Raw genomic sequence first — 25204 nt, forward strand, 5'->3', positions numbered from 1 at the left:
GCAATAGTTTATGCTCTGCAAAGCATAAACTATTGTGCCTTACCTAAAGATCATAAAAGTTTGGTAAATCAAATCACTAGTACTTCTCCTTGAAATATCTCATGTAAGTAATTCACTATTTTTTAGGTAAATTCTCTAACCATTGAGCAACATCTCGACAATAGGCAAAATATCCACGACGATGAGGTATAGAAAAAACATCTATTGGTAATTGTTCTCTTTTCATTGCTTGCCGAAAAGCATCTGTACTTGGATAGCCTAGCAGTTTCGTTAATTCAGTTCCTCCTACAATTTTTCCAAATTTTTGCTCGAGTTCATCTGCAAAATTCTGATGTTGTTTGGTCGTGTCCATATTTGTTCGGTGGTGTTGGATTTTTTATATTATGAAAAAAATAATGAAGCTTGAGAACCCGAATTTTTTTCTAAAACTTTAAGTACAAAATAGCCATAATTTTTATGTTAAGTTGCTGATTTATTTAAATAGTGTTTTTTAGGAAAGTTGCGGATGACTAAAAAGCGAAAACTCATGAAATTCTTATTGTGATTTGATAGATTTCTTCTGTCACGATTTACACCAAAAAAATTATGGATCAGAAAAGTTATATACAACGGCAAAAGAACTTTCGAAAGAAAGTTAGAGGAATCAGAACAATGATTTGGTTCCACCTCATGAAATATTATTCAGGTGGTTTATCGCCAGCTCAATTAGAACTCTTTTTTGAACCTGAAAAATTTCAGCATTTAGAGCCAGTAGATCAAAAACCAAGATTGTGGGAACGCTATGAGCGTGGTAATGCTTCTCCAAGACCTGAACGTGTAGAAATGGTGGCATTGAAGTATCCAGAAACTGCTATCTGGTTTCATCATCCAATTTGGAATATTTTCAATTTTGATTCACGTTCTGCTATTGAGACCGATAGAATAATACTTAGCTTAGCCCCTGAAGTTAGCCGTCATTTTCTTCATTTAGCTGAAAGATCATCTTTTGAGCTTAGGTTTGTAAAACGAATTTTTTATAAAAATAGTGAAATATTTGAGTTACTAACAAAGTTGTCTAAAAAACATCCTTTAGATACTCTAACAGTATTTATTTTGTTCTTGAATGAAGCTGTTGATATGAGCTATTCGGGATATTTTTTAAACCTTAAAATTTGTTCATTGACGGTATTAGATCAAGTTTTTAATTTACCCCAATTACAGCTTCTACCTCCTACTGTAAAAGAGTTTTTTGAAGCATATGTACATGCTATACCTTGTAAACATGTTGTTTTTATTGATGAAGTTGAACTTATCAAAAAATCTTTATGTCATTTGGGCAAAAGAGACGATCACTTTTCATATATTCGTGCTTATGAAATGTTTTTAGATTTAACAAATAATGATCTATTTTAATTAATGTGCTCACAAATAAGATCTAGATATTTTATGCCGAACCTACATTCAATATTTTAAGAAGTACCTTATCCGTTTTTAATCTCAGACCTAGCGATAAATTGGTAATTAGCTAAACTTGAAGAATACATTTGATTAAGCATTTCAAATATTCTGGGATGTACAATTAAATCCATGCCACGTAATTTGTATGTATCTGAACTCCCGTGATCTCCACGTACTTCCCATGATCTTAATCTGATTAATTCTTTACCATGATGATCTTTTAAACAAAGTTTTTCTGAAAATTCTGCAGTAATAATATTTTTTTCTATTAAAAACAATTCTAAAGGTGGTGTAAGAATAAAACTATCTCCCAAAATATCAGATTTTTCTGAAATACCAACTAACGGATTCCATATATTAGTATACCTAGGGATAATGTACTCTAAGTCTTTGACCCACCATATATTTTCATCACCTCTTATCAATGGAATAAAATCTTTAGGTTCACTCGAAAATTCTGGGATGAATGTGACACCAGATATATTTACTACTTTTTCATTCGGATTTGAAAAGCTATGTTTTTCATTGAGATATTGATATTCAATACAAGCGAGTTGAACCCACCCCTCATACACAGGGTCATTTTCAACAGTTTTTATTGAGCATAAACCTTTAGTTAATTCACTTGGAAGAGATAAAAGTGGTCTTGTAACTCGACTTTGGTATACACCCAAATGAAAAGCTAAATCAGGTAATGTATCTAGAACAAGTTCTTCTTCTGTTTCTATAGACCATAGGTAGTCTTTCTCGAGATCTTGCTTTAGAGCGTTACCACAGCTGTTTAACTCTGAGATGAATAACTCATCGTGCCATGTTAATACATCAACAGCGGGAAGAACCTTTCCATTTATGCCATATCTTAATTCTAGTGTTTCTCTCATTAATTGTTTGTTTGGTTCCTTTTTAAACTCTTCATATAGAAATTTTTCAATTTTTATAGGTAATTCTGGAACAAACAATATTAATTTTTTTAGACTATTAGTTGGATCTACTTCAAAAATATATGGATTATAGGAATCATTTTTAGTCTCTACCGTGACTGGGGTATTTAAACTATTATTTAAATTAAATTTAAGACCTGCTCTCTTTAATAGGGAATAGCTTAAAACTTGAGCACCCCATATTGGTGAGTTTGCATATAGTTCAAGAATTTCTTGTAAACCATTAGTAATAATAAATGGATTATCTTCAAGATAATATAATATCTCCATTACTAATAGTAGTGAAGAGATGGGAGTACTATTTAAGGCAAAACTTTCTATGGGTTTGTATAAGAGATCTGGTAAATATTTTAAAATACTTGTTATACTAACCAAAGAAGATACTTTTCGTGTTTTTCTTGGTTCCGATAATCTTAATAAAACTAGTAAAACTATACTTTCATCGATATTTAAAAGATTAGAGTCTGAAAATTTATATTCTGCAAAATAAAGATACTTTCTAGTTAAAGTAAGACGATGCTCTATAACTTTAAAGGCTTCATCCCAGCATGCAATCGCTTCATCATAATATCCCCAATCCCTTAGCCTTTCGATTAAGCTTTGAGTAATACCAGCACCATAATCTGTATATTTTAATTTTCTACCTAACTCCTCTGAAAATATTTTTTTCGTAAGATCTTCATTAAGTTTTTTAGCAGATAATAATAAATCCTTTTGTTGTGAACCACCAATACTAGCCCAGCCACTATTTCCTCTTGATTTCATAAAGGCTAAAGTGTAGCAAATTGATGCTAAATCTCTGCATTCAGCATTTTCTAGACATACAGCCAAATCAACTAAAGGATGTTTATCTGACCATGAAAAAACTTCATGTCCATAGAAAATAACTATTTTTTTTGCTTCATCCTCTTTTCCTTCTAAACTTAATTCATGAAGTTTATATGAAAGATATAGATTCAATCTTTGAAAATTCTTATCTTTAGTTTTCTCAATAACTCTAATACATTTAATAATATCTCCCAGAGTACAATCTTGAGGAGGGTGAGGAACAATTTCTACAGAAGTAGAATTTGATTTTGATGATGAGTGCTGTGAACTTTGGTTAGCTAACTTAACAGGTTGCTCATGTTTCTTTGTTTGACACTTAATAGGGAAACCTAAACTTTCTGAAACTAACTCTAACTCTTTAATAGCATCTTCATTATGATTTTGAACATCATTAGAAACCTGAGCTGCCAACAAATTAAGTCTACTCTCAACCAATTGAGGATAAAAATCATTTAATTTCAGAATAGAATCTAAGCGCTCTTTTACTAAAGTTGCCCCTTCATTTTCATATTCAATTTTAAAGGGTAATGTTTGCCATAAGCTATCAATTATTAAGGGGTTTACCTGATCTGATAATTTATTAGCTACAGATCTATAAGCATCCATTAATGACCAATTCTCATGGTAATTATCTTGAATAATTGTTCTTGCTAATACATCCAGAGCACTTTCTGGAGCTATACTTAATAACTCATTAAACCATCTATTTGGTGCATACTTAGTGCTTCTTCCATCCGTATGCATTAATACAGAAGAAATTAAAGGTTGAATCTTTTCTAAAGCCTGTAAGCATTTAGCTTTGGATTTATTAGAGATTACTGATACTGAATCGATTATCTCAAATAGAGTAGTATCTTTCCTATAGCCATAACTAGTTAAAAAAGTACCAATATCTTGCCATTTTTTTAGAGCTTCTTCTTTATTCCCATTATTTAAAAGGATTTGTGTAAAATTCAATGCAATATCAGCATGAGTTGAATAATAAGTTCCACTTTTCTCTACATGGTCAATTTCTTCTTTTAAGGTATTTAAAATATAAATATTAATATCTTTATTTGTAGAATATGGCTCAAGTAGTTGAAAAATTATATCACTCGAAACAGGACCATTAACTTCTCTATCGAATCTCGTTGTAGTGTTAAAGTTAACTTGTTTCAATACTTTAAGAATATGAGTCCATTCATCTTTAGTTTTAACTAATTTTAAACCTAGCGATATTACATATTTAATTACTCTATGAATTTCATATAAGTCACATGCCCTGGGTTTTCCAACAAATGGATGGCATTCTTCAACAAGAATATTAAAGATATCTTTAATATTATATTTTTCACCTGCTTCGGCAAGAAATATATTAATAGTAAATTTCAACCAACATCTATACCAACCAGCTCCTTTTATTCGTTCCAATTCTGTATTTAAAATTTCTTCAAGTTGATCAGAGTGTGCTAAAATTCTAAGTTCAGAAACCCATAAGTTTACATTGTCTTTTTTGGGATAACCATTAAGGCCTATATCTATTAAAGAAACTGTCTTATTACTAATAGCTAAACTATCTATATTTATATTATATTCAACCAATCTAGAAATCAGGGTGGGACTTTTTGTTAATAGCAAAGCATCTTCAGCGTATTTTTTGGATAAAGTGAGGGAACCACACTTATAATAAAAATCAGCTAAGCCCCAATATAATCCATAACCAACAAGTTTATTGTTTTTATTGGTGCTAATTTTTTTTGCTAATTTCTCTACAGTTTTTACTAGATCATTTTTTGCGAGTCGTGTAGCTATACAGTTTATAAAATAAATTGGAGTTTGATCATCAGATTCAAATTGTATTAGATATTTATATATTTTTCTGAGGATAGGAAATCCTAGTCCTAGGCTTAAATAGCATTGAATTAGAGCTAAGTTGTTTTCTTCTACTGATGTCAATTGACTAAGTGAATCAAAATATTCACTGTAATAGTTTTCATCAGAATTCATTTCTTTAATATTTAGATATTCTTTCCATGGTGCAATTCCTCCCATATCATCAACGATTAAACAAGCCTGCATACCATTGAAATAATCTAAAGTTGCTCTCCCATCAAAAAGTAATCTTTCTGATAGGGCTTGATGGCCAAAAAGCCTTCCATAAGTTAGCCAATACTCTCTACCACCTAGTCGCTCTACTTCATATGTATGCAATGCTCGGCGTAATTCATTACACCTAGTTAAAATTGCCCATTCTTGATTATTAGCGGCAATATTAGCTGTAATTGCAATATTATTTTGGATAGCCTCAACGGTATGACCATAGTTAATACTTATTGAAACAAAATTGAATGAAACTAACTCATATATTTCATTAATCCGATTTGCTCTATTTAATGCAGATAAGAGAAAGCGATAACTTTTAGCATTTTTATAGAAACCCTTATTACTCATCCAAGTAATAATTGGTTCAAGAATGTCTACTAAATCAATACCTTTGGATTTTAGCTCATCTCTAATAAATCGTCGAAAACTTTCATGGAATACTCTGAGTCCACCTTGGGCTTCAACTTGAACAAATACAGGCTCAAATACTTTTAAAGCTTTAGAAACATGACGCCATTGAAATGGGGGAAATATTTCTTTAAGTTCATTTTCAGTTATAGCAAACTCTATGACTGCAAATAAATCAGCAACAAAGTGTGCTTTTTCAGAAATCTGTTCATATAAGTATTTATAGTAAATTTTAATATCACCGTGAATACTCGGTAATTTATTTAACCAGTCATCAGGTTTTTCTGTAGGGTTTTCTTTTAAGTTCAAAATCAAACCTTTACATAAATATCGTGCATATAAAGGTATGCTATCTGACTTCTGAGCGATCAAAGTGAAAATTTCATCATGATTTGTAATGCCATGATCATGGAAAAGAGAATCTAATTCGTATAATTTACATAATTCAATTGTATCTTCTATAGTCCATTTCGGGATGTGATAAATTGCAACATCATCTTCCCTACGGTCTATAATAGGAGCTAGATGATCACCAGGTTGAGTACCTAAAATAAGTTGTACACCATCTGGAATATCTAAGGTAGCTAATCTTTCAATGATGTCTGTTTCATTATCATTCAAATTAGATGATGCGGTCTTAATCCTTGAAATATGATCTAAACCATCAATGATTAAAACAATTTGCTCATGCTGGCTTACTAATTCATTTAAAGCATTTTCAAAATTTGATAAGTTCGCTGATAACCCGATATCTGAGCTAAATGATACTCCTATTGAATCTTGTAATTCTGCTAATAAATTGGCAAAAAACACATCAGTTGTAACCCGTCTCTCCGAATTCTCATCAGTAGGATCTAGATAACAATAATGTCGAGCAACGATAAGCTCTTTTTTTAGAATTCCTGCTAGATTAGTTAATTCCCATGACTTACCAGATCCTGGTGGACCCATTAAAATGTGGAATTTCTTTCCATGATTTAAGTTTAGAATATTTTCTCTAAAAATTGGACGATCATAAAAATATTTTTGATCAAAAGGGAATGCTTGAGCAATTCTTCCAAAGTCTGTTCTTATTCCAAGAACTTTGATAATTTCATTAATATCTAATCTTGCTTCATTAGCTCTTGCCCAAGTTGCCAGTGCTATTGCCAAAGCTGCGACATCCTCTACTTTACGATCACTATTAGGATATTGCCCAATACCTATTTTCTCATGCAATAGTGTTAGAAGTTCAGTCTCTACTCTACTTGGTGAAAGCAAATCGGTAGATGCATGTGGTAAATCTAACTCTATTAAGAATTTTTGACAAAACTCAATAAAGTCTTCTCTTGTAAAATCACTTCTATTTTTTAAAGGTTTCCAGTGAGGTATATCATTTTCAGGCCAAATTTTTTCATAATCTAATTTAAATATTTTTGATTTAATAGTATTAAAAATAGGCTGTTCCTGAGTTTCTATTAAATAATTATTAAGGCTATCTGTCGTGGATGGAGGAAGCCAAGTAGCACATAACCTGAATTCATCTACGGTCTGAGTAGCTAATTTATTTGTTAAAAGTAATCTATCAATTGTTAGATTTGTACTAGTTTTATTCGTGAATTCAGAAAGTGTAAGCTTTTTATCTATTACTGAACTATGCTTAATTTGAATTCTAGTCTTGAAGCCATCCTTTTTTATAATTTGTAAATCATCAAATCTGTCATCATCTAATTGCTTTTTATCGACTGTGACTGAATCAAATTTTTCTATAATGCCCAAAACAAAAAAATATGCTGTAATGATATCTTGATATCGATAACCAGCATGCGCTGGTTTAAGATTTCTACTCATATCAATCCTAAAGTTTTAGCTTAAAACTGCTTCTAAAATAATTAATATCAAATATTTATGTTTTACATGAATAGTGCAGTTAAGTCTATCTCAGAACCATATTTTTGCTCGTTTAAGGTAATAATTCTTTGGCATTGATTTCTAGTGCAGACGCAATTTCATATAGTTTTTCAACAGTGAGGTTGACTTCTCCACGTTCAATACGCCCCATATAACTACGATCAATACCACACTGTAATGCAAGTGCTTCTTGCGTGATGCTTCTTTGTGTTCTTCTATTGCGAATTAATTGACCAATTACGTTGGATAATTCTGACATTTGAAACTAACTGCTCAAAAAACAGAAATATCACCAATTGAGGACTATATATCCACGGACTATAATCCTCTTTTACATAAAGGACAGCCCGTCATGAGAAAAACCGTAAATTTACCTTTATACGATGAGTTTATGGATATTTTTGCAAATCATGAAATTCAGAATTGGCAAGCCAAGCATTTCTGGGAAAAAATGGGAATGGGTAAAAGTTCCAAGGCTGAACAACATCGACGACTCATGTATGGAGGGTTAAGAATTCTAGTAAAATGCCATTATTTAGAAGTTGATGTATCTCAATCTACAAGAAGAGCATTTAGCTATAAAGAGACATATCGATTAGATAATCTAAGAGAAAAATATAAAAAACAAAAACTTGAAAAAGTATTTTTAACAAAAAAGACAGAATTTTTAGGTCAAATTAAAGATAAAGAAAGCAATATAAATTTTATTCAGACTCTTTTGGCAGATGATAAAACACTAGAAAAATACTTCATTGCGCATCAGCAGAAATTGGAAAATGACATTAGAAGTATCAATTCCAACATCAAATTCATGGAAGATGTTTTAAATTAGGTATAACTGTAATAAGAGTGTTGGATCATGGGAGGACATATCATAAGGTGAATGAGCTTTACTTTTAAGCAGCCTCACTTTGGTATGTTCTATCTATTTTTGATGTCTGGTCAGATTAAAAAGATTTTAGCTGGTCAGGTCTGTAAGAGAATAAGTGGTCAATTAAAAGAGAATATGCATCTTTGAATGTAACTTTCCACGTTTAAGAGATGCGGCTGCTCAAAAGGCAGAAGAAAATATAAAAATTTTTGCGGAAAACCTAAAAAAAAAATATAGAGGAAAATATTGAAACTATTGTAATTGATAAATTTTCTGACCCTGATGTTCAATTTTACTTAAATGATGCGATTCAAAAGATTGCGAGAAAAGGAGAAAAGGCTCATCCAGAAATATTGATTGAGTTGATTAAGAATAAAGTTTCAAAAAAGCAGATGATTTTGATGATTTGATATGTAATCAATCAGTTAACTTAATCGATAAATTGACAACAGAACATATTCAACTATTAGCTTTCATTAGAATAGTAAATAATATTTTACCTTCAGAAGAGTTAATGAATGTCAGTGATATGGATGAGCAGAAATTTATATTAATATTAAAAAAAATAAATAGAGGAATAGTTTTTTTTGAATCAATAGTAAATGCTTCATTTACTTTGAATTATATACAATCTAAATATCTAGAATCTATTGGGTTGATTCACTTTGATAATATGCCATTTGCTTATGAAGCTATTTCGATTTTACAAGAAAAGATTAAAGAAAATAAAAGTTTAGCTAAGAATTTAAAAGAAAATATAGAAAAATATGCTGAACAATATCAGCTATTTTTGAAAAAGTATGATGAAATATTTAGATATAATTTTGTGACTTTATCTTTTATTGGAGAAAAAATTGCAAATAGTTATTTTAATAGTTTAGATCTATATAAAAATTTTGAAAAATACAGAAATTTTAACGATCTAGAATAGTATTGCTGATTAATAACTTAAAATATTCCTGAGTACTAATATGAGAATTAAAACTACTTTTACATTTGTCTGTTTATTCATGGTAAGCAATTTCTATACATCTTTTGTCCATGCAGGAGTATCAGTCCGTGGATATTATCGTAAAAATGGAACCTATGTGAGTCCACATATGCGTTCTAGTCCAGACGCTCGACTTTATAATAATTGGAGTACGGCTGGTAACGTCAATCCATATAATGGAAAGATAGGTACAAAAACAACACCTTCAAGTAGCAGTTATGTCTATAGTTATTCTCAACCAAAAACAATCTATGATCAGTCATCCTCTAGCAATCAATATGAAGTTCCGAAACAGGCTGTAGATGAAAATTCAAAAAAAGATATTAGTGAAATAGATCATTCCAAGTTAGGTTTTGTCCAACAGGAAGTTAATAATGAATCTATTGCAACGTATCTTTCGAAAAATAAAGCTGAAGAAAAAAATATTATTGAAAATGATATTAAGTGGATATTCTTAACTAAAAACAATTCGGATGCTACGTATGTTAGACCTGGTGTACGCGAACATTACAGTGATGGATATCCAATAATTTCTATGATGTTTACTGGAGTGATGAAGCCCAATGGTCGTCTCACTTGGCTAGGTAAAAGATTTATTAAAATGAAAATAAACTGTACTAATCAGCGAGCGGCATTGGTAGCAGATGCTGTTGTTAACTCTGATGGCACTGTTGTTAAAAATATAATTTATAGAGAGAAAGATAACGTAAAATGGGGAGAAATTAGTATGTTCTATAATACAAAAGACTTTTTTAAAGTGGCAAAAGTATGTAACTAACTTTAGCAGTTTATTGTCAAACAACTAATGATAAGTAATATAAAGAAGAATAACAGTAGTTAAGCTTCTTTTCTTTAGAAATCTACTTTTTATAAACAAGGATGATCAAAAATTTCCTTGTCCTCTCTTTTCAAAGCTTCTTGCCATTTTGGTTGTTTTTCTTTGAGCCATTTATTTAAATCAGGCTCTTGCTCAATACTATGCTTTACAGCTTTTATATAAGTTGGGTTATTAACAAACTTACTCATTAAACATAAAGTATTTAATTTTATTGGCTCTATAGTTTTTTCAAGCTTGAAATTTGCACTTGCTTGGTCATCATATCTTTTTAATAAGCCAAGCTTAAATAATGCATCTTCATACATTTGTTTTGTTAAAGGTGTAGGTGCTTCTTTTGAAACAAAAGCATAAGTACCTGCATCAATATTATAAACTGTAGGTAAAAATCTAGCTTGGAGATCTAATTCTTCTTGAGGGCTTGGTTTAGCACTACAAGCAGTTGTAAAAATAGGCAAAAGGCAAATTAATAAATATTTCTTCATTCTAGAAGATTCCTTTATTTATCTTTTATTGAAAATAGATCCTGTACAGGACCGATACTAAGTATAAGTTATATGGGAAGAAGTGTAAGTAAATTGCACTACTGGCCTTAAAGAAAGTTCACAAAGATATGGGCTTTATTTATTACATAGTGCTTAAAAAATATACAGAAACCTCCCTAAAACGAGTTAGAACGCTACAAACGCGAATGATACTTTAAACTCCACTCTTCCCAATAAGTGAGGTGAGCTATGAAATTGTTAGCTTTGGTTAGCATGGGAGTTGCAGCGAGTTATTGGTATAAAACTATAAAAAATAGCAAGCCAACTCTTCTGAAACCTAATTTTGATGAAATAGTAAAAAACTTTGTATTAGCAGAATTTAAAGCCTAATGCATTTGATAATCTTAATTAAATAAAAAGCTCATCGGAAGATGGGCTTTTTTGTTGGAGTAAAGATGGACAAACTTAGTTTTCGTATAAAAATAGGAAAATATTGACCCATCTTAGCTTCTATATATTTGTTATAAATAAAAAAGAGACCCATCAATGGGTCTCTTTTGATTAAATCTTTTATTTCTAAAACCTAAACTGCTTTTTGAACCTTTTGCGCTTTTGGCAATGTCGGTTTTCTTCCTAAATACAACGCAATCATGGCACCCGTAAATGTAAGCATACATAACGGTAAAAGAGAAATAGGGAAGCTACCCGAATAATCTTTTACAATACCCATAATAGAGTTCATAAGCCCAGTACCGATATGCGCAATCGTATTCACCGCTGCAATACCTACAGCCACTAAAGTAGGTGGTAAGCGCTCAGAAACCAACGCCCAGAAAGGACCTTTAATGGCATAGTTACCCATCAAAACAAGTGAGAATAAAAGTAAGCTCAAAGTTAAAGACGAGGTAAAAATAGTAAGGAGCAAACCAAAACTGGTCACAAATAACGGAATAGCTGTGTTGAGACTCTTATTACCACTTTTATCGGCATGTACGCCCCAAACAATCATGAAAGCGGCAGCTAAACCAAACGGAATCATATTTAAAAGACCCGTCTGCATAGCAGTTAAATGGAAGGCTTTTAAAATCTGAGGCATCCATAACGATAAAATATTGCTGGTTGCTGAACTTCCTGCATAAATAATTGCAAAGAACCATAAATATTTATTGGTAATCAGCAACTTGAACTTACTCTTTTTCTGTTCGGCACTGTCTTGTTTTTCAGAGTTCAACAATTGATTTTTTTCAAAAGTTAAAGTGCTTGATAACCAGTCCTTTTCTTCTTGATTTAACCATTTAACATTATTTGCGGTATTTGGCAGCCATACAAGGCATAACAAACCAAGAAGGATTGCAGGTAATGCTTCAAGTATTAAAAGCACTTGCCATCCACTTAAGCCCAGTAAACCATGCAAGCCTAACAATAAGGCAGATAATGGTGAACCAATAAAGTTAGATAAAGGAATCGCAACCATAAATACGGCAACAATTCGAGCCATATATCGTTTAGGGAACCATAGTGTTAAATACAGTAATACACCTGGGAAAAATCCGGCTTCGGCAGCACCAAGTAAAAACCGTGAAATTGCATATGAAATCGGGCCAGTAATGAAGGCGGTACAGCAACCGACAATTCCCCAAGTAATCATGATTCTGGCAATCCAGATACGTGCACCTAGCTTTTCCATTGCCATGTTACTTGGAATTTCAAATATGACATATGCAATAAAAAATAATGTCGCACCAAAACCAAAGGCAGTAGCAGTTAAACCAATTTCTTGGTTCATGGTTAAAGCGGCGAAACCAATATTCACCCGATCAATATATGCAATGAAATAACAAAGAATGAGGAAAGGAAGAATACGAAAAGAAAGTTTACGGATCGTTGACTTTTCTACTTCCGATATAGATATATCATTTTTCATACATACTCCTTATGTACGTGAGAAACCAAACAGCTCGGTAGGGTTCTGATTTAAAATTAAACATTGCTCGTGTTTATCAAACACAATATGTTTAAAAGCTTTAATCGCATCTTCATAAGTTATTAAGGATTCATGTTGGGTATGCGGCCAATCGCTTCCCCAAATGAGTTTGTGTAAAAAACCTTTTTCTTTAAAAATGTTATATGCCTGTTGGGCTATATTTATGTTGCTGGGTGTAGCACCCAAACGGTAGAAACCGGACACTTTAATCCAGTGCTGTTTTACGTTAAGTAAGCTTAAAAACTTCTGATAATCTGGATCTTCAATCCCTTTAACTGGGTCAACTCGGCCAAAATGGTCAATCACAACATCAAAGCTGTATTCATTTAATTGTGGTAAAAGTTGGATCAGATATTTTGGTGGTGCGTGTAACTCAACTTGCCAGTTGAGGTTTTCCACATTTCGTAAAAATTTTTGCCAGTCAGGCGTATTTAGCGCAGGAGGTTTAAGACCGAATAGATTTAAGCGAACACCTACAATGCCTTGTGCCTTGAGATTCACTAGCTCATCAAACGTCGTCGTATGTTGAACAACGGCGATCCCTTTTAAACGGTCAGGGTATTGCTGAATTGCGTTTAACATCGCTTGGTTATTGGTACCCAAAAAGCTGGGTTGAACCAAAACACCATGCGTGAAATTGTGTTCATCAAGATGAGAGATAAAACTTTGTACAGTTGCATCATAATCAGGTGCATAACGTGCTGTTTCGATACTGTGGTCCTGTGTCGAAAAAACATGTGCATGTGTATCTATACAGTTCATTTTCATCTCACATTACAAATTTTAAAGCGAAAATAGCGATTAAAGCGGCAATGACTCCTACAGGAATTGCTTTAAATAACAGTTGATTAAAGAATTTGGTTTTGTCGATGTCTGCTGGTGCTGAAGCCATAATGAGGCTACCGCCAGACGAGAAAGGAGAAATCGCTGTAGACTGAGCGCCAACCACAATACAAATGAACAGCACTAGTGGGTTTAGGCCAGAGGTAAGTGCAAGCGCCGGAACAATTGGAAATAAGGTAGGAGCAACCACGCCTAGAGTGCTTGAAAATACAGACATAATGGCACTGATCAGACATAAAAGTACTGGAATGACCCACACAGGAACATTGTTTGCTAACCATTCAGATAGGGTAGTAATAATGCCAAGTTTCACCCCTAATGCGATGAGCATACCGACACCGCAAATCATGATCAGTGTTCCCCAAGGCACAAGTGCAATGACCTTTTTCTCATCGGCAAGTTTCATAAGTAAACTAATGAGGGAGAAGGTAATGGCAAGGAAGGCAATATCAATTTTGGAGTTTAAAAAGCTAATCGTTTTTACGTCGGGAAAAACAAGATGCAAGATTGGAAAAACTAAAACAATCGACATCATTAAAATAATAAGGAAGATGGATTGTTTCTGTTTTTTGTCGAATGGCTCAGGCTTTTGATCTTCAATTACAATTGAATTACTTTTTCTATTCCACAGGGTGTAAATTCCCAACACCGCAATTGGAATAATTAAAGTTAAGACAAAAATTCCACTACTATATGAAAAAGCTGTTTGCGAGGTAATGCCAGTATTTTCCATTAAGCTTCGGAAAATAATGCCACTTTGCGATGTCATAAAATTTGCGCCAGCTAAAGCGCCGTAATTTGCAGCCATCCCACCAATAATCATATTCATATTGGTTTTTTTACACAGCAGCAGTGTAATCGGTGCCATAAAGGCAAGTACTGTATAAAAACCAGCACCTAGGCCAGCAATAATGGTTGCTGCGAAAAAAATCGCTAAAGGTAAAAACTGAGGAAACTTACGGCATTTATATAGAAGATGGCTGGCAAGCTTCTCTAGTGCGCCATTTGCCAAAGCAAAGTTATAAAACAGAGTGACAGATAAAATAATAAAGAAAATTTTGACAGGCCATAATTCAATAACTTCGGAAGGTTTAAGACCCATGCCAAAGCAACCAATCAGGTAGGCAAACGCTATCGTAAAAAATCCGATATTAATTTTCGTTTTATAACCTAAACCTATCGATACGGCTAAAGCCATCAGCATCAATGCAGTCATATTATCTTCCTTGATAAATATATAAACATCTAAACATATATATGTTTGGTTTTTTGTATTACACAGAACTATGCTAGTATTGTCAAATCGATTTCATAATGTTTAACGCAAATGCTTGATGAGACTGCATTTAAAAATTTTAAATTGCCAAGATATGAAAAGGTCCGTTGGGAACTTCAAAAACTACTGATCCAGTCAAAATGGACAGTCGAAGAGCCTATTCCAAGTGAACAAGAACTTGCGCAAATGTATAGCGTATCGGTAGGAACCGTTAGAAAGGCGGTTGAAGGACTGGTTGAAGACGGCTTATTGGTTAAACAGCAAGGAAAAGGAACTTTCCTCAAACAACCTAATTTTGAAAATTCGCTCATTCGTTTTTTTAGATTACGTAATAAAAAGGGCGAGTTCATTCAGCCACAAGGACAAATTAAAAAAGTAGAAGTGTGTGATGCAATACCGGAAGTAAACGCCGAGTTAGGGCTTGGGCACACTGACAAGTTGCTTTATATCGAGCGTGTCCGTAAGCATGAAGATGTCGTTGTATTAAGTGAGAGAATCTGGCTACCTGAACGCTTATTTAAAAATCTGGAAGAAATTCCAATCGCTGAGTTTGGGAATCTACTTTATCCTTTTTATTATCAGCACTGCGGTCAATTTGTTTCTTCTGCAACAGAACGGTTAACTTTTGAGAAAAATATTAAAGATAGCTATTTAAATAACCACCTTGAAGACCCTTTAGTGAAGGTATGCCGTATTGCAAAAAATCTTGAAGGTGTAGCGGTCGAATATCGCGAGTCTTATGGTTTGGCCGATAATTTTCATTATGAAATAACAATTAATTAAATCCTTATGCAGCTTAATAAAGATTTCCTTATTAAGCTGCAGAGCTGGTTCACTACCGTTTATGGTTAAGTATTTCTTGTAGGAAGTGAGTCATTACCCCATAAATCGAGCATCGGCTAATCCTTGGATGCCTAGCCCATAAATGGCAAAAACACTGCCTCGCAATTGGTTGTCATCAGGGAATCTCGGAAGAGGCGGTTGCGACATAGATGTAACAAACAAGACATCAAGATTTTTTCCACCAAAAACTGCACTGGTAATTTTTTTTACAGGCATTTCAATAATACGATCGATTTGTCCATCAGGACGATAACGTACTAACTGACCCGAATATACTTTTGCATTCCATAAGTAGCCTTCACGATCTACTGTCGAGCCATCTGCTGAACCACCGTCTGATGTATCTATCTTACAAAAAATAGTTTTATTTGAGATTTGGCCTGTTTCAAGATCATAATCATAAGACCAGATTTCACCTTGCCATGTGTCTGCAAAATAGAGCTTAGTACCATCAGGACTCCAGCAAATACTATTTGAAGTATTAATATTATTTTCTAATTTTTCTATTTTATAATCTGCATCTAATCGATAGAGAGACGCGGTATTCCCATCTTCAAGGCGGTTCATAGAGCCAAAAATGAATCGACCTTGCCGATCAACACGACCATCATTTAATCTATTTTGAGGTAGGTCTGGTTCAGGGTTGCAAATAAATTTTAAGTTGCCTGTGTCAAAGTCGAGTTGATATAACCCGTCTTCGAGCGCAACAATTGCGCCGTTATAATTTTCTTGTAAAGCAAAAGAACCTATTTTTTTATGAACTTCCCACGCCCGTATATTCCCACCGAATTCATCACAACAGAATAATCGTCCATCAACAATATCTACCCAAAATAGGCGTTGGCGAACAGCATCCCAAGTTGGGCATTCTCCAAGTTTTGTTTTTACATCTACCAGTACTTTAATTTCCATAATTCCTTTTTTAGTCCTTTTATTCAGTCACTCATCGATGAAACTAAATTAATGAAAGCTAAATATAAAAACCAATGAAAATTTTTCTTTATCTAATAAGAGATTGTTATTGGTCCTGTGAATTAAAAATGTATGGAGATAAATACTAAAAACTAAATTGATAAATATAAGTTATTGCGTGGTGTAGAAATATCATTAGTAATTCTAAATCGACTTGATAGTTTAAGAGTGGACAAATGACATAGCGTTATACGTAAAAGCATGTGGATGCATTTTAATTAAAAAGGAATTAGAAATGAGCCTAAAAAAAGTTCATCGCCACTCTTGGGTATCATTAGTGATTTGCTGGATTATCTGGGTGGTTGTTGCATACGACCGAGAGTTGATTTTCCGCGCAGCCAATATGATTTGTAATGAATTTAATTTATCTCCAACGCAATGGGGATACACCATTGCTGCAATTACACTTTCTTTGGCTGTTCTTAGTATTCCGGTTGCTGCTTTAAGTGATAAACATGCGTCCGGTTGGAAGCGAGGAATTTTTCAGTGGCCTTTAGTAATTGGATTTACTTTTATTTCGTTGCTTTCAGGCATTACATCTTTAAGTTCAAGTTTCTATAAGTTTGTAACCTTACGTATTATGGTTTCTTTGGGTTGTGGGGTGGCAGAGCCAGTTGGGGTGAGTAATACCGCAGAATGGTGGCCCAAGGAACATCGCGGTTTTGCCATAGGTGCTCATCACTCAGGTTATCCGGTTGGAGCGCTACTTAGTGGTGTTGCAATGGCTACCATCATTACTTATTTTGGTCCGCAGAATTGGCGCTATGCCTTTTTTCTTGGAATTATATTTGCTGTACCGGCATTAACTTTTTGGGCGATTTATTCGACCCGTAAACGTTATTCAGAGTTTCACCAATCTTGTGTAGATAATCAATTCACACCACCAACAGATTTTGTGCACGATGAAGGAGAAGAAAAAACAAGTACGCATAGTACATGGGAACGTTTAAAACAAACTCTAAGTTCTCGGGGAATTGTGTTTACCGCAGCCAGTACTTTAATTACCCATGTGGTTTATATTGGTTTTTTAACTATCTTTCCTGCATTTTTATACAATATTGTCGGGTTAGATCTGGCGAAATCGGCTGGCTTGAGCGCTGTATTTACAATTACCGGCATGATGGGGCAAATTATTTGGCCGACTTTGTCCGATAAGATTGGCAGACGACTCACATTGATTTTATGTGGTTGTTGGATGGCGGTCAGCATTGCAAGTTTTTGTTTAACCTCAGGCGTGGTTTCCGTCATTGCAATACAACTGTTTTTTGGTCTATCTGCCAACGCAATTTGGCCTATTTTCTATGCGACAGCATCAGATTATGCGCCAGCCGGAGCAATTGGAACTGCAAATAGTTTAATTACAGTTGCTCAGTATGTAGGTGGGGCTGTCGCACCGATTATTATGGGATATTTGCTTACGAGCTTTGGTGGTTGGCATAGTCATCAGGGGTATATCTGGTGTTTTCTCTTAATGTCATGTTGTGCGTTTATTGGCGTGATTTTGCAAATGATATTGGGTTATCTCATTAAAAAAGAAAAATCAGAACAAGTTGATAATTTAAGTTTGAGTGCAAATTAAATTCTTATTTATTTCAAGTTTTTAATCTTATTTTTATCTCTGATGAGACACCAGCAGAGTATGTCGAGATTTGAATACTTTGCTGGCATTGAAAAGAAAACTAATTCTGCCAATACGGTGTGTCACCATAGATTTCTGCAAAATAATCTATCACTGCTCTAATATTAAGTGATGGATGACGAACATTTGGATAAATGGCTGCGATATGCTGGGGTTGTGATTTAATCGCGACTTCATATTCAGGTAAAAGCTTTATTAAGTCACCTTTTTTTAAAGCTTCGCCAATCAGCCAATCAGGAAATAAAACAATCCCCATGCCATGAAGCGCGGCTGTCATTAAACTCTCGGCATTGTTTGAAGAAAGTAACGGGGTAATTGGATAATGTACCCATTCTTCATTGGGCTTTCTCACTAACCAGCGGTTAGGACCTTCAAAACCTTTATAGACTAGGCACTTGTGTTGATTAAGTTCTGTTGGGTGGTCGAGCGTACCGTATTTGGCAACATACTGAGGAGAGGCGGCTAAATGATATTTTTGTGTACCAAAAATACGGGCATGAAATGATGAATCAGTCAGTGCTCCAATACGAAATATTAAATCTGTGCTTTCGCGTAATGGGTCTATAAATTCATCGGTTTGAATTAGTTCTATTAGAAGCCTTGGATAACGCTCTGATAAACCCGCCAACCACGGCGCAATATGTCGTTGCCCAAAAAATACAGGGGCATTAATTCGGACGAGTCCAGATGGTTCTATGGTTTTATCTTGTAAAGCCTTTTGAGCTTCATCAAATTGTTCGGTAATTCTTTTTGCATATTCAAAAAATAATTTGCCCGATTCGGTCGGTGTGATTGCTCGCGTATTTCGGTAGAAAAGTTGTTGCCCCAACGCATCTTCAAGTTGTTGAATAGTTCGAGAAATCATGGAGGCAGACACATCTTCTTTACGTGCTACATTTGAGAAGTTTTGAGCATTGTAAACACTAATAAAGAAGCGAAGCGTGCGGATATCAATCGAATTTGTTAAATCCATTTGTGCAATTTCTGCAAAAGTGATTCATGAATTATGCTGTTTTTCTGATGAATTGGCTACCTTAGTATTCGTTGCCTAGATACAGATGAGGCAATGTAGATGCAAATTCTATTACTACTCCTAACCATTTTAGGGGGAATGGGGCTATCAGTCGAAGCTGGGCTTTTAGGGCCGTTAGGAAAGGAAGTAGGTGAGTTGTGGGCCACTTTTAGTATTTTTGGTGTGGGTGCAGCACTTACTTTTTTACTCATGTTGTTTTTTAGCCCACGCAATAGCCCTTCATTTTTTACACTTCCATCTTGGCAATTACTCGGTGGCGTTTTAGGTCCGGCTTACGTCATTATTTTGACCATTACCACTCCAATTATTGGCATTGCAATGACCATGATTGGCATTTTAGCGGGACAGGTATCTAAAAGTCTGATTATCGACCACTATGGTTTACTAGGAACTCCACATAGGAAAGTAGACCGTAAACGGGTAGTCGCACTCATCTTTATTGTTGCTGCACTTGTACTTGTGGCAAAAGCGTAGGAGACAGCCATGATAATTTTAATGATTCTTCTCGCCGTCATTGGTGGTGCTTTGCTGAGTGTACAGGCCGCAATTAATGGTCAACTTGGAGCAAAAGTTGGTGTATTTCGTAGTGCTTTTTTGACTTTCTCGGTCGGTGCTCTAATTACGGCTCTTCTTATTTTTTATTTTGAACCTAAACAAACCTTAACACTATTAGATGTTCCTAAATGGCAGTTATTAGGTGCCATGTGTGGCGTACCTTATATTGTCATTATGGTACTGGCTGTACAAAGAATTGGGGCTGCAGTTGCTACGGTGGCTGTGATTTTTGGGCAACTTTTGATGAGTATCTTAATTGATAACTTTGGCTGGTTCGGCAATGAAACGCTTCCTTTTTCGTTATATCGATTAGGGGCGCTAATTTGCTTAGGAATTGCTTTATATTTTATCTATTCAAGCAGTAAGGATAAAAAGGTAGAGGGGTAATGCTGTAAAAAATTTTATAAAGACTTTGTGTGGAGCAATTTATCCCTCTACGCAAAGTCTTTTTATTTTTATTAGATTTTAATAGTGTCTGATTAAATATTCTATTCAGAAAAAAGTTCAAAACATACTCTTCTTAACCATTGGTTGCTTGGTGTTTGATGAACTCGTGCATGCCAATGCTGCTTCACGCTATAAGTTGGAAACTGATAAGGAGGTTCTAAAACTTTTAAACCACCTCTGACTAAAAGCACCTGACTTAAATAATGAGGAATAGTCGCAATCGCATCTGTGTCTTGAACAACTAATCCAACGCCTAGATAGCTTGGGAGGCGAACCAGAATATTTCGGTTTACTCCAAGTTTTTGTAACTCATGCTCCAGAACATAGTGTCCACCAGTTGCGAAAATATCGACATGCAGCTCTTGGCGAAATTCTTGATCTGATAGTGTTGTCCTTGTAAGCCTTGGGTGTTCTTTACTGGCAATACAAATATAACGTTGCTGGAAAAGTGTTTGCTGATAAAAACCCGCTTCGAGCTGAGGCAAAAAACCAATAGCTAAATCAATATCTCCATTTGACATCATGACTGGTGTATTGGCATCAATTGGGACAATTTCTAAGCGAATATTAGGTGCATGTGCACGTAAATAATTGATCAGTTTAGGTAATAAAACCAGATGGCTAATATCAGTCATGCTGATTTTAAATTGATAATTTGAAGTCTTTGGATCAAATTCAATATTGTAGTTTTGAACCAGTTTCAGTCGGTTCAGAATTTCTACAACCAGCGGAAATATTTGTTTAGATAACTCAGTAGGTTGCATCTTATTTTCAATACGGACAAAAAGTGGATCCTGAAAATGCTCACGTAATTTATTTAACGCAATACTTAAAGTTGGTTGTCCAATTTCAAGTTGTTCGGCAGCTTTAGACACACTGCTATGTTTATAAATTTCAAAGAAAATTTGCAAAAGCCGAGTATCAAGATCAAACACTTTAATTTCCTTGTATTGATTTTATCAATACAGACTATTGTTTTTTGTGCATGGATTCAACAATTTTCGATTGATAAATTGATGATCAAGGAAGAATAGGCCGTAAAAGTACAAAGCATTCTTGTACAAATTGGCCTTAAATAGAGGATCTGAAATGGAACATTTAGCAACACTAGATGACTTACCGAAACGTTATCTTGGTCAACTTGAAGAATCAAATTTAGTCCCTTTATGGCCAAGTTTACGCAATGTATTACCTCCGCATAAACCGATGCCGCAGACCATAGCAACTGCTTGGTATTTTCAGAATATTAAACCTTTATTGCTTGAAGCTGGTGAGTTAACACCAATTGAAAAAGCTGAACGCCGTGTATTGGTTTTAGCCAATCCCGGACATGGTCTGGAAAATATGAAAGCCAGTTCGGTCATGTATCTTGGCATGCAGCTTTTATTACCAAAAGAGTGGGCGCCATCACATCGACATACCCCAAATGCAGTGCGTCTGATTGTTGAAGGTGAAGGGGCGTATACGACTGTTGAAGGTCAAAAATGCATGATGGAGCATGGGGATTTAATCCTTACACCATCAGGTCTTTGGCATGAACATGGACATGATGGCGATGAGCCAGTGATCTGGTTAGATGTACTGGATTTACCTTTAGTTTATTACATGGAAGCTTCTTATGTACAACCGGGTGAAATCCAAAAAGTAACCAGTGCCGGAAATGCTCATCATTATGGAACTGGCATTGTACCAACAGCACATTTTACCCGTGAAAATACTTCATATCCGATCATGCGTTACTCTTGGAAAGAAACCAAAAAAGTTTTACATGCGCTTGCAGATGATAAAAACCATCAAGCTCCAATTCAGGTGACATACATCAATCCAGAAACTGGTGATGATTGTCAAAATATTATTGGTTACTCAGCTTTAATGCTCAGACCAAATGAAACTTTACAGCTCCAACCGCGCTCTACTGCCCAAATTTTTCATGTGATTGATGGTCAGCTCCAAGTCAAAATTGATCAGAAAGATTTCAATTTAAATAAAGCTGATACGGCATGTGCGCCATGTTTTTCACATATTGATTTAATCAATACCTCAGATCAACCATGTTATTTGTTTATTGCAGATGAAGCGCCCTTACAACGGAAACTGGGTTTGTACTCTGTGCGTGAGCGCCAGTAAATAGAATATTTTATAAGGATATAAATCATGTCAAATACTCAACAACCGATATTAATTGCGGGTGGCGGCATTGGTGGGTTTGCAGCCGCACTCGCTTTGGCAAAACAAGGCTTTAAGGTACAGGTTTTTGAACAGGCCCCTGAAATTGGTGAGATCGGAGCAGGAATTCAACTAGGGCCGAACGCATTTCATGCTTTTGATGCGCTAGGAATTGGTGAAATTGCTCGCAGTAAAGCGGTCTATACCGATTATATGGTCATGCATGATGCGATTGATGAATATCAGGTCGGCAAAATTCCAACCGATGAAAAATTCCGTGAACGTTTCGGTAACCCATATGCGGTGATTCACCGTGCCGATATTCATGGTTCATTGGTCGAAGGTGCAAAACGATACGGCAACTTAGAAATTATCACTAATTGTCATATTCAAAAAGTTGACCAAGATGATGCTGGTGTAACAATTACCGATCAAAACGGGAAACAATATCATGGTCAGGCACTTATCGGTGCTGACGGTGTTAAATCCGTTGTGCGTGATACCTATGTGGGTGACCCTGCATTGGTTACAGGTCATGTGGTTTACCGTGCTGTTGTACCTGAAAGCGAGTTTCCTGAAGACTTGAAATGGAATGCAGCCAGTATTTGGGTAGGGCCAAATTGCCATCTTGTGCATTATCCACTGCGCGGTGGAAAGGAATATAACGTTGTAGTGACGTTTCATAGCCGTGAGCAAGAACAGTGGGGCGTAACTGATGGCTCCAAAGAAGAAGTACTGTCTTATTTTCAAGAAATTTGCCAGAAAGCACGTCAATTGATTGAGTTACCAAAAAGCTGGCGCCGCTGGGCAACTGCAGATCGTGAACCGATTGAAACATGGACTTTTGGGCGTGTGACATTACTTGGCGATGCGGCACATCCGACCACGCAATATATGGCGCAAGGTGCATGTATGGCGATGGAAGACGCCGTAACTTTAGGTGAAGCGTTACGTGTTACTGACCATGACATTTTAAAAGCTTTTGATATTTACCAAAAAGCACGAGTAGCACGTACAGCACGTATTGTTTTATCTTCACGTGAAATGGGCAAAATTTACCATGCCAAAGGTGTGCAACGCTTAGTTCGCAACGATTTGTGGCGTGGACGTCCTACGGAACGTTTTTATGATGCAATGGAATGGTTATATGGCTGGAATGTCAATAAATGCCTTGATGCAGTGAAAAACTATCAAGGGAATGTGGCATGAAACTTTATAGCTTTTTCCGTAGTGGCACATCACATCGAACCCGTATTGTGTTGAACCTAAAGGGTTTGGCTTATGAAGCGACTTATATCTCGCTCGCTAAAAACGAACACCATCAAGCTGCTTTTAAAGCTTTAAATCCGCAAGGGTTTGTACCAGTACTTGAAACTGAATCGGGAAACTTGTTGCAAAGTCCAGCCATTATCGAATGGCTAGAAGAACAATATCCTGAACCTGCTTTATTACCTACAGATGTATTGGGTCGTGAAAAAGTCCGTGCCATTGCTGCATTAGTTGGATGCGATGTTCATCCCCTAAATAACAAGCGTGTTCTTGAATATTTACGCCAGAACTTAGGGCTGGATGATACACAAATCAATGCATGGTGTGCCAAGTGGATTCAAGATGGATTTACTGCTTTAGAGCATATTTTGGAACAAGACCAGAATCGCGAAAAGTTCTGCTATGGCAAGCAACCGACTATTGCAGATGCCTATTTGGTTCCACAAGTAGTTTCTGCTGAGCGTTTTAAAGTCGATTTATCGGTTTATCCAAACATTAATGAGATTTACCAACATTGCATGACGCTAGAAGCATTTCAAAAGGCAGCGCCTGAACAGCAGGCCGATGCATTTTGAGTCGTGATTAACTTAATAGAAGGAATTTACATATGTCATTTATTTTCGAACCAATGACCACTGCGGGTCTATTTATTCACGGCTCAGAGCATAAATTTCCAGTACGCCGTATATATTGCGTTGGCCGTAACTATGCTGCTCATGCACGTGAAATGGGTTTTGACCCAGACCGTGAACCACCATTTTTCTTTTGTAAGCCAAATGATCTTGAGTCGGTTGTCCCGGTAAATACAGATGCGGTTGATATTCCATATCCATCTGAAACTTCAAATTTTCATTATGAAATCGAGTTGGTCGTTGCAATTGGTAAAAATGCCAAAAATGTCTCGGTTGAGGATGCAGTGAACTATATCTATGGCTATGCCGTTGGTTTAGATATGACACGCCGTGACTTACAGATGGCAATGCGTGAAAAAGGCCGCCCATGGGAAATCGGTAAGGCTTTTGATTTTTCTGCACCAGTTGGCCCAATTCATCCGATTACTCAAACGGGTGAAATCAATAATGCCGATATTCATTTAACGGTAAATGGTAAAACCGAACAGCACAGCGATGTCAGTCATCTGATTTGGTCTGTGGCCGAAACGATTGCCAATTTGTCTACGCTATTTGAACTAAAAGCAGGTGATTTGATTTTTACAGGAACTCCAGAAGGCGTGGGTGCGGTAGTGAAAGGTGATGTTATGCGTGCAGACATTACCGGACTGACTGGAATTACGGTGAAGGTGAAATAAATCAAATTGATCTGATTTATTGAAATCGGTGCTCAACCTAAATAAAAAATACAGTTGGGCACCTTTGCTAAGGATTGCATATACGCCAATGTATTGGCGA

Annotated in this window: 24 protein-coding genes; 14 read left to right on the forward strand and 10 right to left on the reverse strand. The window is 35.3% G+C overall.

Annotation, left to right across the window (positions count from 1 at the left end; genetic code table 11):
- Positions 1–115: 115 nt before the first annotated feature.
- Complete coding sequence (locus KNQ97_RS16205) at positions 116–352, reverse strand: hypothetical protein (protein ID WP_002047769.1); 237 nt, start codon at positions 350–352, stop codon at positions 116–118.
- Between the two features lie 317 nt (positions 353–669).
- On the opposite strand from KNQ97_RS16205, the gene KNQ97_RS16210 reads away from it, so the two are divergent.
- Positions 670–1392, forward strand: a complete 723-nt coding sequence (locus KNQ97_RS16210; protein ID WP_253612455.1) for a hypothetical protein — start codon at positions 670–672, stop codon at positions 1390–1392.
- A 68-nt stretch (positions 1393–1460) separates the two neighbouring features.
- Here the strand turns inward: KNQ97_RS16210 and KNQ97_RS16215 are convergent, their stop codons facing one another.
- Both KNQ97_RS16215 and KNQ97_RS16220 read right to left on the reverse strand, forming a co-directional pair.
- Positions 1461–7526 carry an ATP-binding protein gene (locus KNQ97_RS16215; protein ID WP_253612456.1) on the reverse strand — a complete coding sequence of 2022 codons (6066 nt, stop codon included), beginning with the start codon at positions 7524–7526 and terminating at the stop codon, positions 1461–1463.
- 112 nt (positions 7527–7638) lie between these two features.
- Positions 7639–7845, reverse strand: a complete 207-nt coding sequence (locus KNQ97_RS16220) for a helix-turn-helix domain-containing protein (RefSeq protein ID WP_002047802.1) — start codon at positions 7843–7845, stop codon at positions 7639–7641.
- A 93-nt stretch (positions 7846–7938) separates the two neighbouring features.
- On the opposite strand from KNQ97_RS16220, the gene KNQ97_RS16225 reads away from it, so the two are divergent.
- The 4 genes from KNQ97_RS16225 to KNQ97_RS16235 all read left to right on the forward strand — a co-directional run bounded on the left by KNQ97_RS16225 (position 7939) and on the right by KNQ97_RS16235 (position 10226).
- Positions 7939–8418: a hypothetical protein gene (locus KNQ97_RS16225; RefSeq protein WP_253612477.1), complete on the forward strand. Its 480-nt coding sequence runs from the start codon at positions 7939–7941 to the stop codon at positions 8416–8418.
- A gap of 299 nt (positions 8419–8717) precedes the next feature.
- The gene (locus KNQ97_RS19265) at positions 8718–8867 is read left to right on the forward strand and encodes a hypothetical protein (RefSeq protein WP_367398854.1); all 150 of its coding nucleotides are present in this window, start codon (positions 8718–8720) and stop codon (positions 8865–8867) included.
- 104 nt (positions 8868–8971) lie between these two features.
- The gene (locus KNQ97_RS16230) at positions 8972–9388 is read left to right on the forward strand and encodes a hypothetical protein (protein WP_253612457.1); all 417 of its coding nucleotides are present in this window, start codon (positions 8972–8974) and stop codon (positions 9386–9388) included.
- 169 nt (positions 9389–9557) lie between these two features.
- Positions 9558–10226, forward strand: coding sequence for a hypothetical protein (locus KNQ97_RS16235; RefSeq protein ID WP_228150505.1), 669 nt, complete (start codon positions 9558–9560; stop codon positions 10224–10226).
- A gap of 89 nt (positions 10227–10315) precedes the next feature.
- On the opposite strand, the gene KNQ97_RS16240 is transcribed toward KNQ97_RS16235, so the two are convergent.
- The gene (locus KNQ97_RS16240; protein WP_002125199.1) at positions 10316–10768 is read right to left on the reverse strand and encodes a hypothetical protein; all 453 of its coding nucleotides are present in this window, start codon (positions 10766–10768) and stop codon (positions 10316–10318) included.
- A 249-nt stretch (positions 10769–11017) separates the two neighbouring features.
- Here KNQ97_RS16240 and KNQ97_RS16245 point away from each other — a divergent pair, with 249 nt between their 5' ends.
- Complete coding sequence (locus KNQ97_RS16245; RefSeq protein WP_000770269.1) at positions 11018–11158, forward strand: hypothetical protein; 141 nt, start codon at positions 11018–11020, stop codon at positions 11156–11158.
- 193 nt (positions 11159–11351) lie between these two features.
- Here the strand turns inward: KNQ97_RS16245 and KNQ97_RS16250 are convergent, their stop codons facing one another.
- Genes KNQ97_RS16250 through KNQ97_RS16260 form a run of 3 tightly spaced genes read right to left on the reverse strand, consistent with a single transcriptional unit; the run spans position 11352 to position 14811 of the window.
- The gene (locus KNQ97_RS16250) at positions 11352–12692 is read right to left on the reverse strand and encodes an MFS transporter (RefSeq protein WP_000786781.1); all 1341 of its coding nucleotides are present in this window, start codon (positions 12690–12692) and stop codon (positions 11352–11354) included.
- A 9-nt stretch (positions 12693–12701) separates the two neighbouring features.
- Positions 12702–13514 (reverse strand): amidohydrolase, encoded by an 813-nt coding sequence (locus tag KNQ97_RS16255; protein WP_253612458.1) that lies wholly within the window; start codon positions 13512–13514, stop codon positions 12702–12704.
- A gap of 7 nt (positions 13515–13521) precedes the next feature.
- Positions 13522–14811, reverse strand: a complete 1290-nt coding sequence (locus tag KNQ97_RS16260) for an SLC13 family permease (RefSeq protein ID WP_000126044.1) — start codon at positions 14809–14811, stop codon at positions 13522–13524.
- 111 nt (positions 14812–14922) lie between these two features.
- Here KNQ97_RS16260 and KNQ97_RS16265 point away from each other — a divergent pair, with 111 nt between their 5' ends.
- Complete coding sequence (locus tag KNQ97_RS16265) at positions 14923–15654, forward strand: GntR family transcriptional regulator (RefSeq protein WP_000883494.1); 732 nt, start codon at positions 14923–14925, stop codon at positions 15652–15654.
- Positions 15655–15747: 93 nt separating this feature from the next.
- On the opposite strand, the gene KNQ97_RS16270 is transcribed toward KNQ97_RS16265, so the two are convergent.
- Positions 15748–16626 carry an SMP-30/gluconolactonase/LRE family protein gene (locus KNQ97_RS16270; protein WP_253612459.1) on the reverse strand — a complete coding sequence of 293 codons (879 nt, stop codon included), beginning with the start codon at positions 16624–16626 and terminating at the stop codon, positions 15748–15750.
- Between the two features lie 295 nt (positions 16627–16921).
- On the opposite strand from KNQ97_RS16270, the gene KNQ97_RS16275 reads away from it, so the two are divergent.
- Positions 16922–18265 (forward strand): MFS transporter, encoded by a 1344-nt coding sequence (locus tag KNQ97_RS16275; RefSeq protein WP_002047463.1) that lies wholly within the window; start codon positions 16922–16924, stop codon positions 18263–18265.
- Positions 18266–18365: 100 nt separating this feature from the next.
- Here KNQ97_RS16275 and KNQ97_RS16280 read toward each other — a convergent pair whose 3' ends face one another.
- The gene (locus KNQ97_RS16280) at positions 18366–19298 is read right to left on the reverse strand and encodes a LysR family transcriptional regulator (protein ID WP_000366426.1); all 933 of its coding nucleotides are present in this window, start codon (positions 19296–19298) and stop codon (positions 18366–18368) included.
- Positions 19299–19397: 99 nt separating this feature from the next.
- Between KNQ97_RS16280 and KNQ97_RS16285 the strand changes: the two genes are divergently transcribed.
- Together KNQ97_RS16285 and KNQ97_RS16290 are read left to right on the forward strand one after the other, a co-directional pair.
- Complete coding sequence (locus KNQ97_RS16285) at positions 19398–19832, forward strand: DMT family transporter (RefSeq protein WP_001166493.1); 435 nt, start codon at positions 19398–19400, stop codon at positions 19830–19832.
- A 9-nt stretch (positions 19833–19841) separates the two neighbouring features.
- Entirely contained in the window at positions 19842–20300 is a 459-nt protein-coding gene (locus KNQ97_RS16290) for a DMT family transporter (protein WP_002047413.1), read from the forward strand.
- A 101-nt stretch (positions 20301–20401) separates the two neighbouring features.
- Here KNQ97_RS16290 and KNQ97_RS16295 read toward each other — a convergent pair whose 3' ends face one another.
- A complete protein-coding gene (locus KNQ97_RS16295) occupies positions 20402–21295 on the reverse strand; it encodes a LysR family transcriptional regulator (RefSeq protein WP_079548619.1) in 894 nt (297 codons plus the stop codon).
- 154 nt (positions 21296–21449) lie between these two features.
- On the opposite strand from KNQ97_RS16295, the gene KNQ97_RS16300 reads away from it, so the two are divergent.
- Genes KNQ97_RS16300 through KNQ97_RS16315 form a run of 4 tightly spaced genes read left to right on the forward strand, consistent with a single transcriptional unit; the run spans position 21450 to position 25104 of the window.
- Entirely contained in the window at positions 21450–22487 is a 1038-nt protein-coding gene (locus KNQ97_RS16300; RefSeq protein ID WP_000400481.1) for a cupin domain-containing protein, read from the forward strand.
- A gap of 27 nt (positions 22488–22514) precedes the next feature.
- The gene (locus tag KNQ97_RS16305) at positions 22515–23735 is read left to right on the forward strand and encodes a 3-hydroxybenzoate 6-monooxygenase (RefSeq protein ID WP_253612460.1); all 1221 of its coding nucleotides are present in this window, start codon (positions 22515–22517) and stop codon (positions 23733–23735) included.
- Complete coding sequence (gene maiA / locus KNQ97_RS16310; RefSeq protein ID WP_000781207.1) at positions 23732–24370, forward strand: maleylacetoacetate isomerase; 639 nt, start codon at positions 23732–23734, stop codon at positions 24368–24370. Before KNQ97_RS16305 ends, maiA begins: the two co-directional genes overlap by 4 nt.
- 32 nt (positions 24371–24402) lie before the next feature.
- Positions 24403–25104, forward strand: coding sequence for a fumarylacetoacetate hydrolase family protein (locus KNQ97_RS16315; RefSeq protein WP_000008093.1), 702 nt, complete (start codon positions 24403–24405; stop codon positions 25102–25104).
- Positions 25105–25204: the final 100 nt, after the last annotated feature.

This window comes from Acinetobacter sp. UC24323 (assembly GCF_024151445.1).
GTDB classification, from domain to species: Bacteria; Pseudomonadota; Gammaproteobacteria; order Pseudomonadales; family Moraxellaceae; genus Acinetobacter; species Acinetobacter baumannii.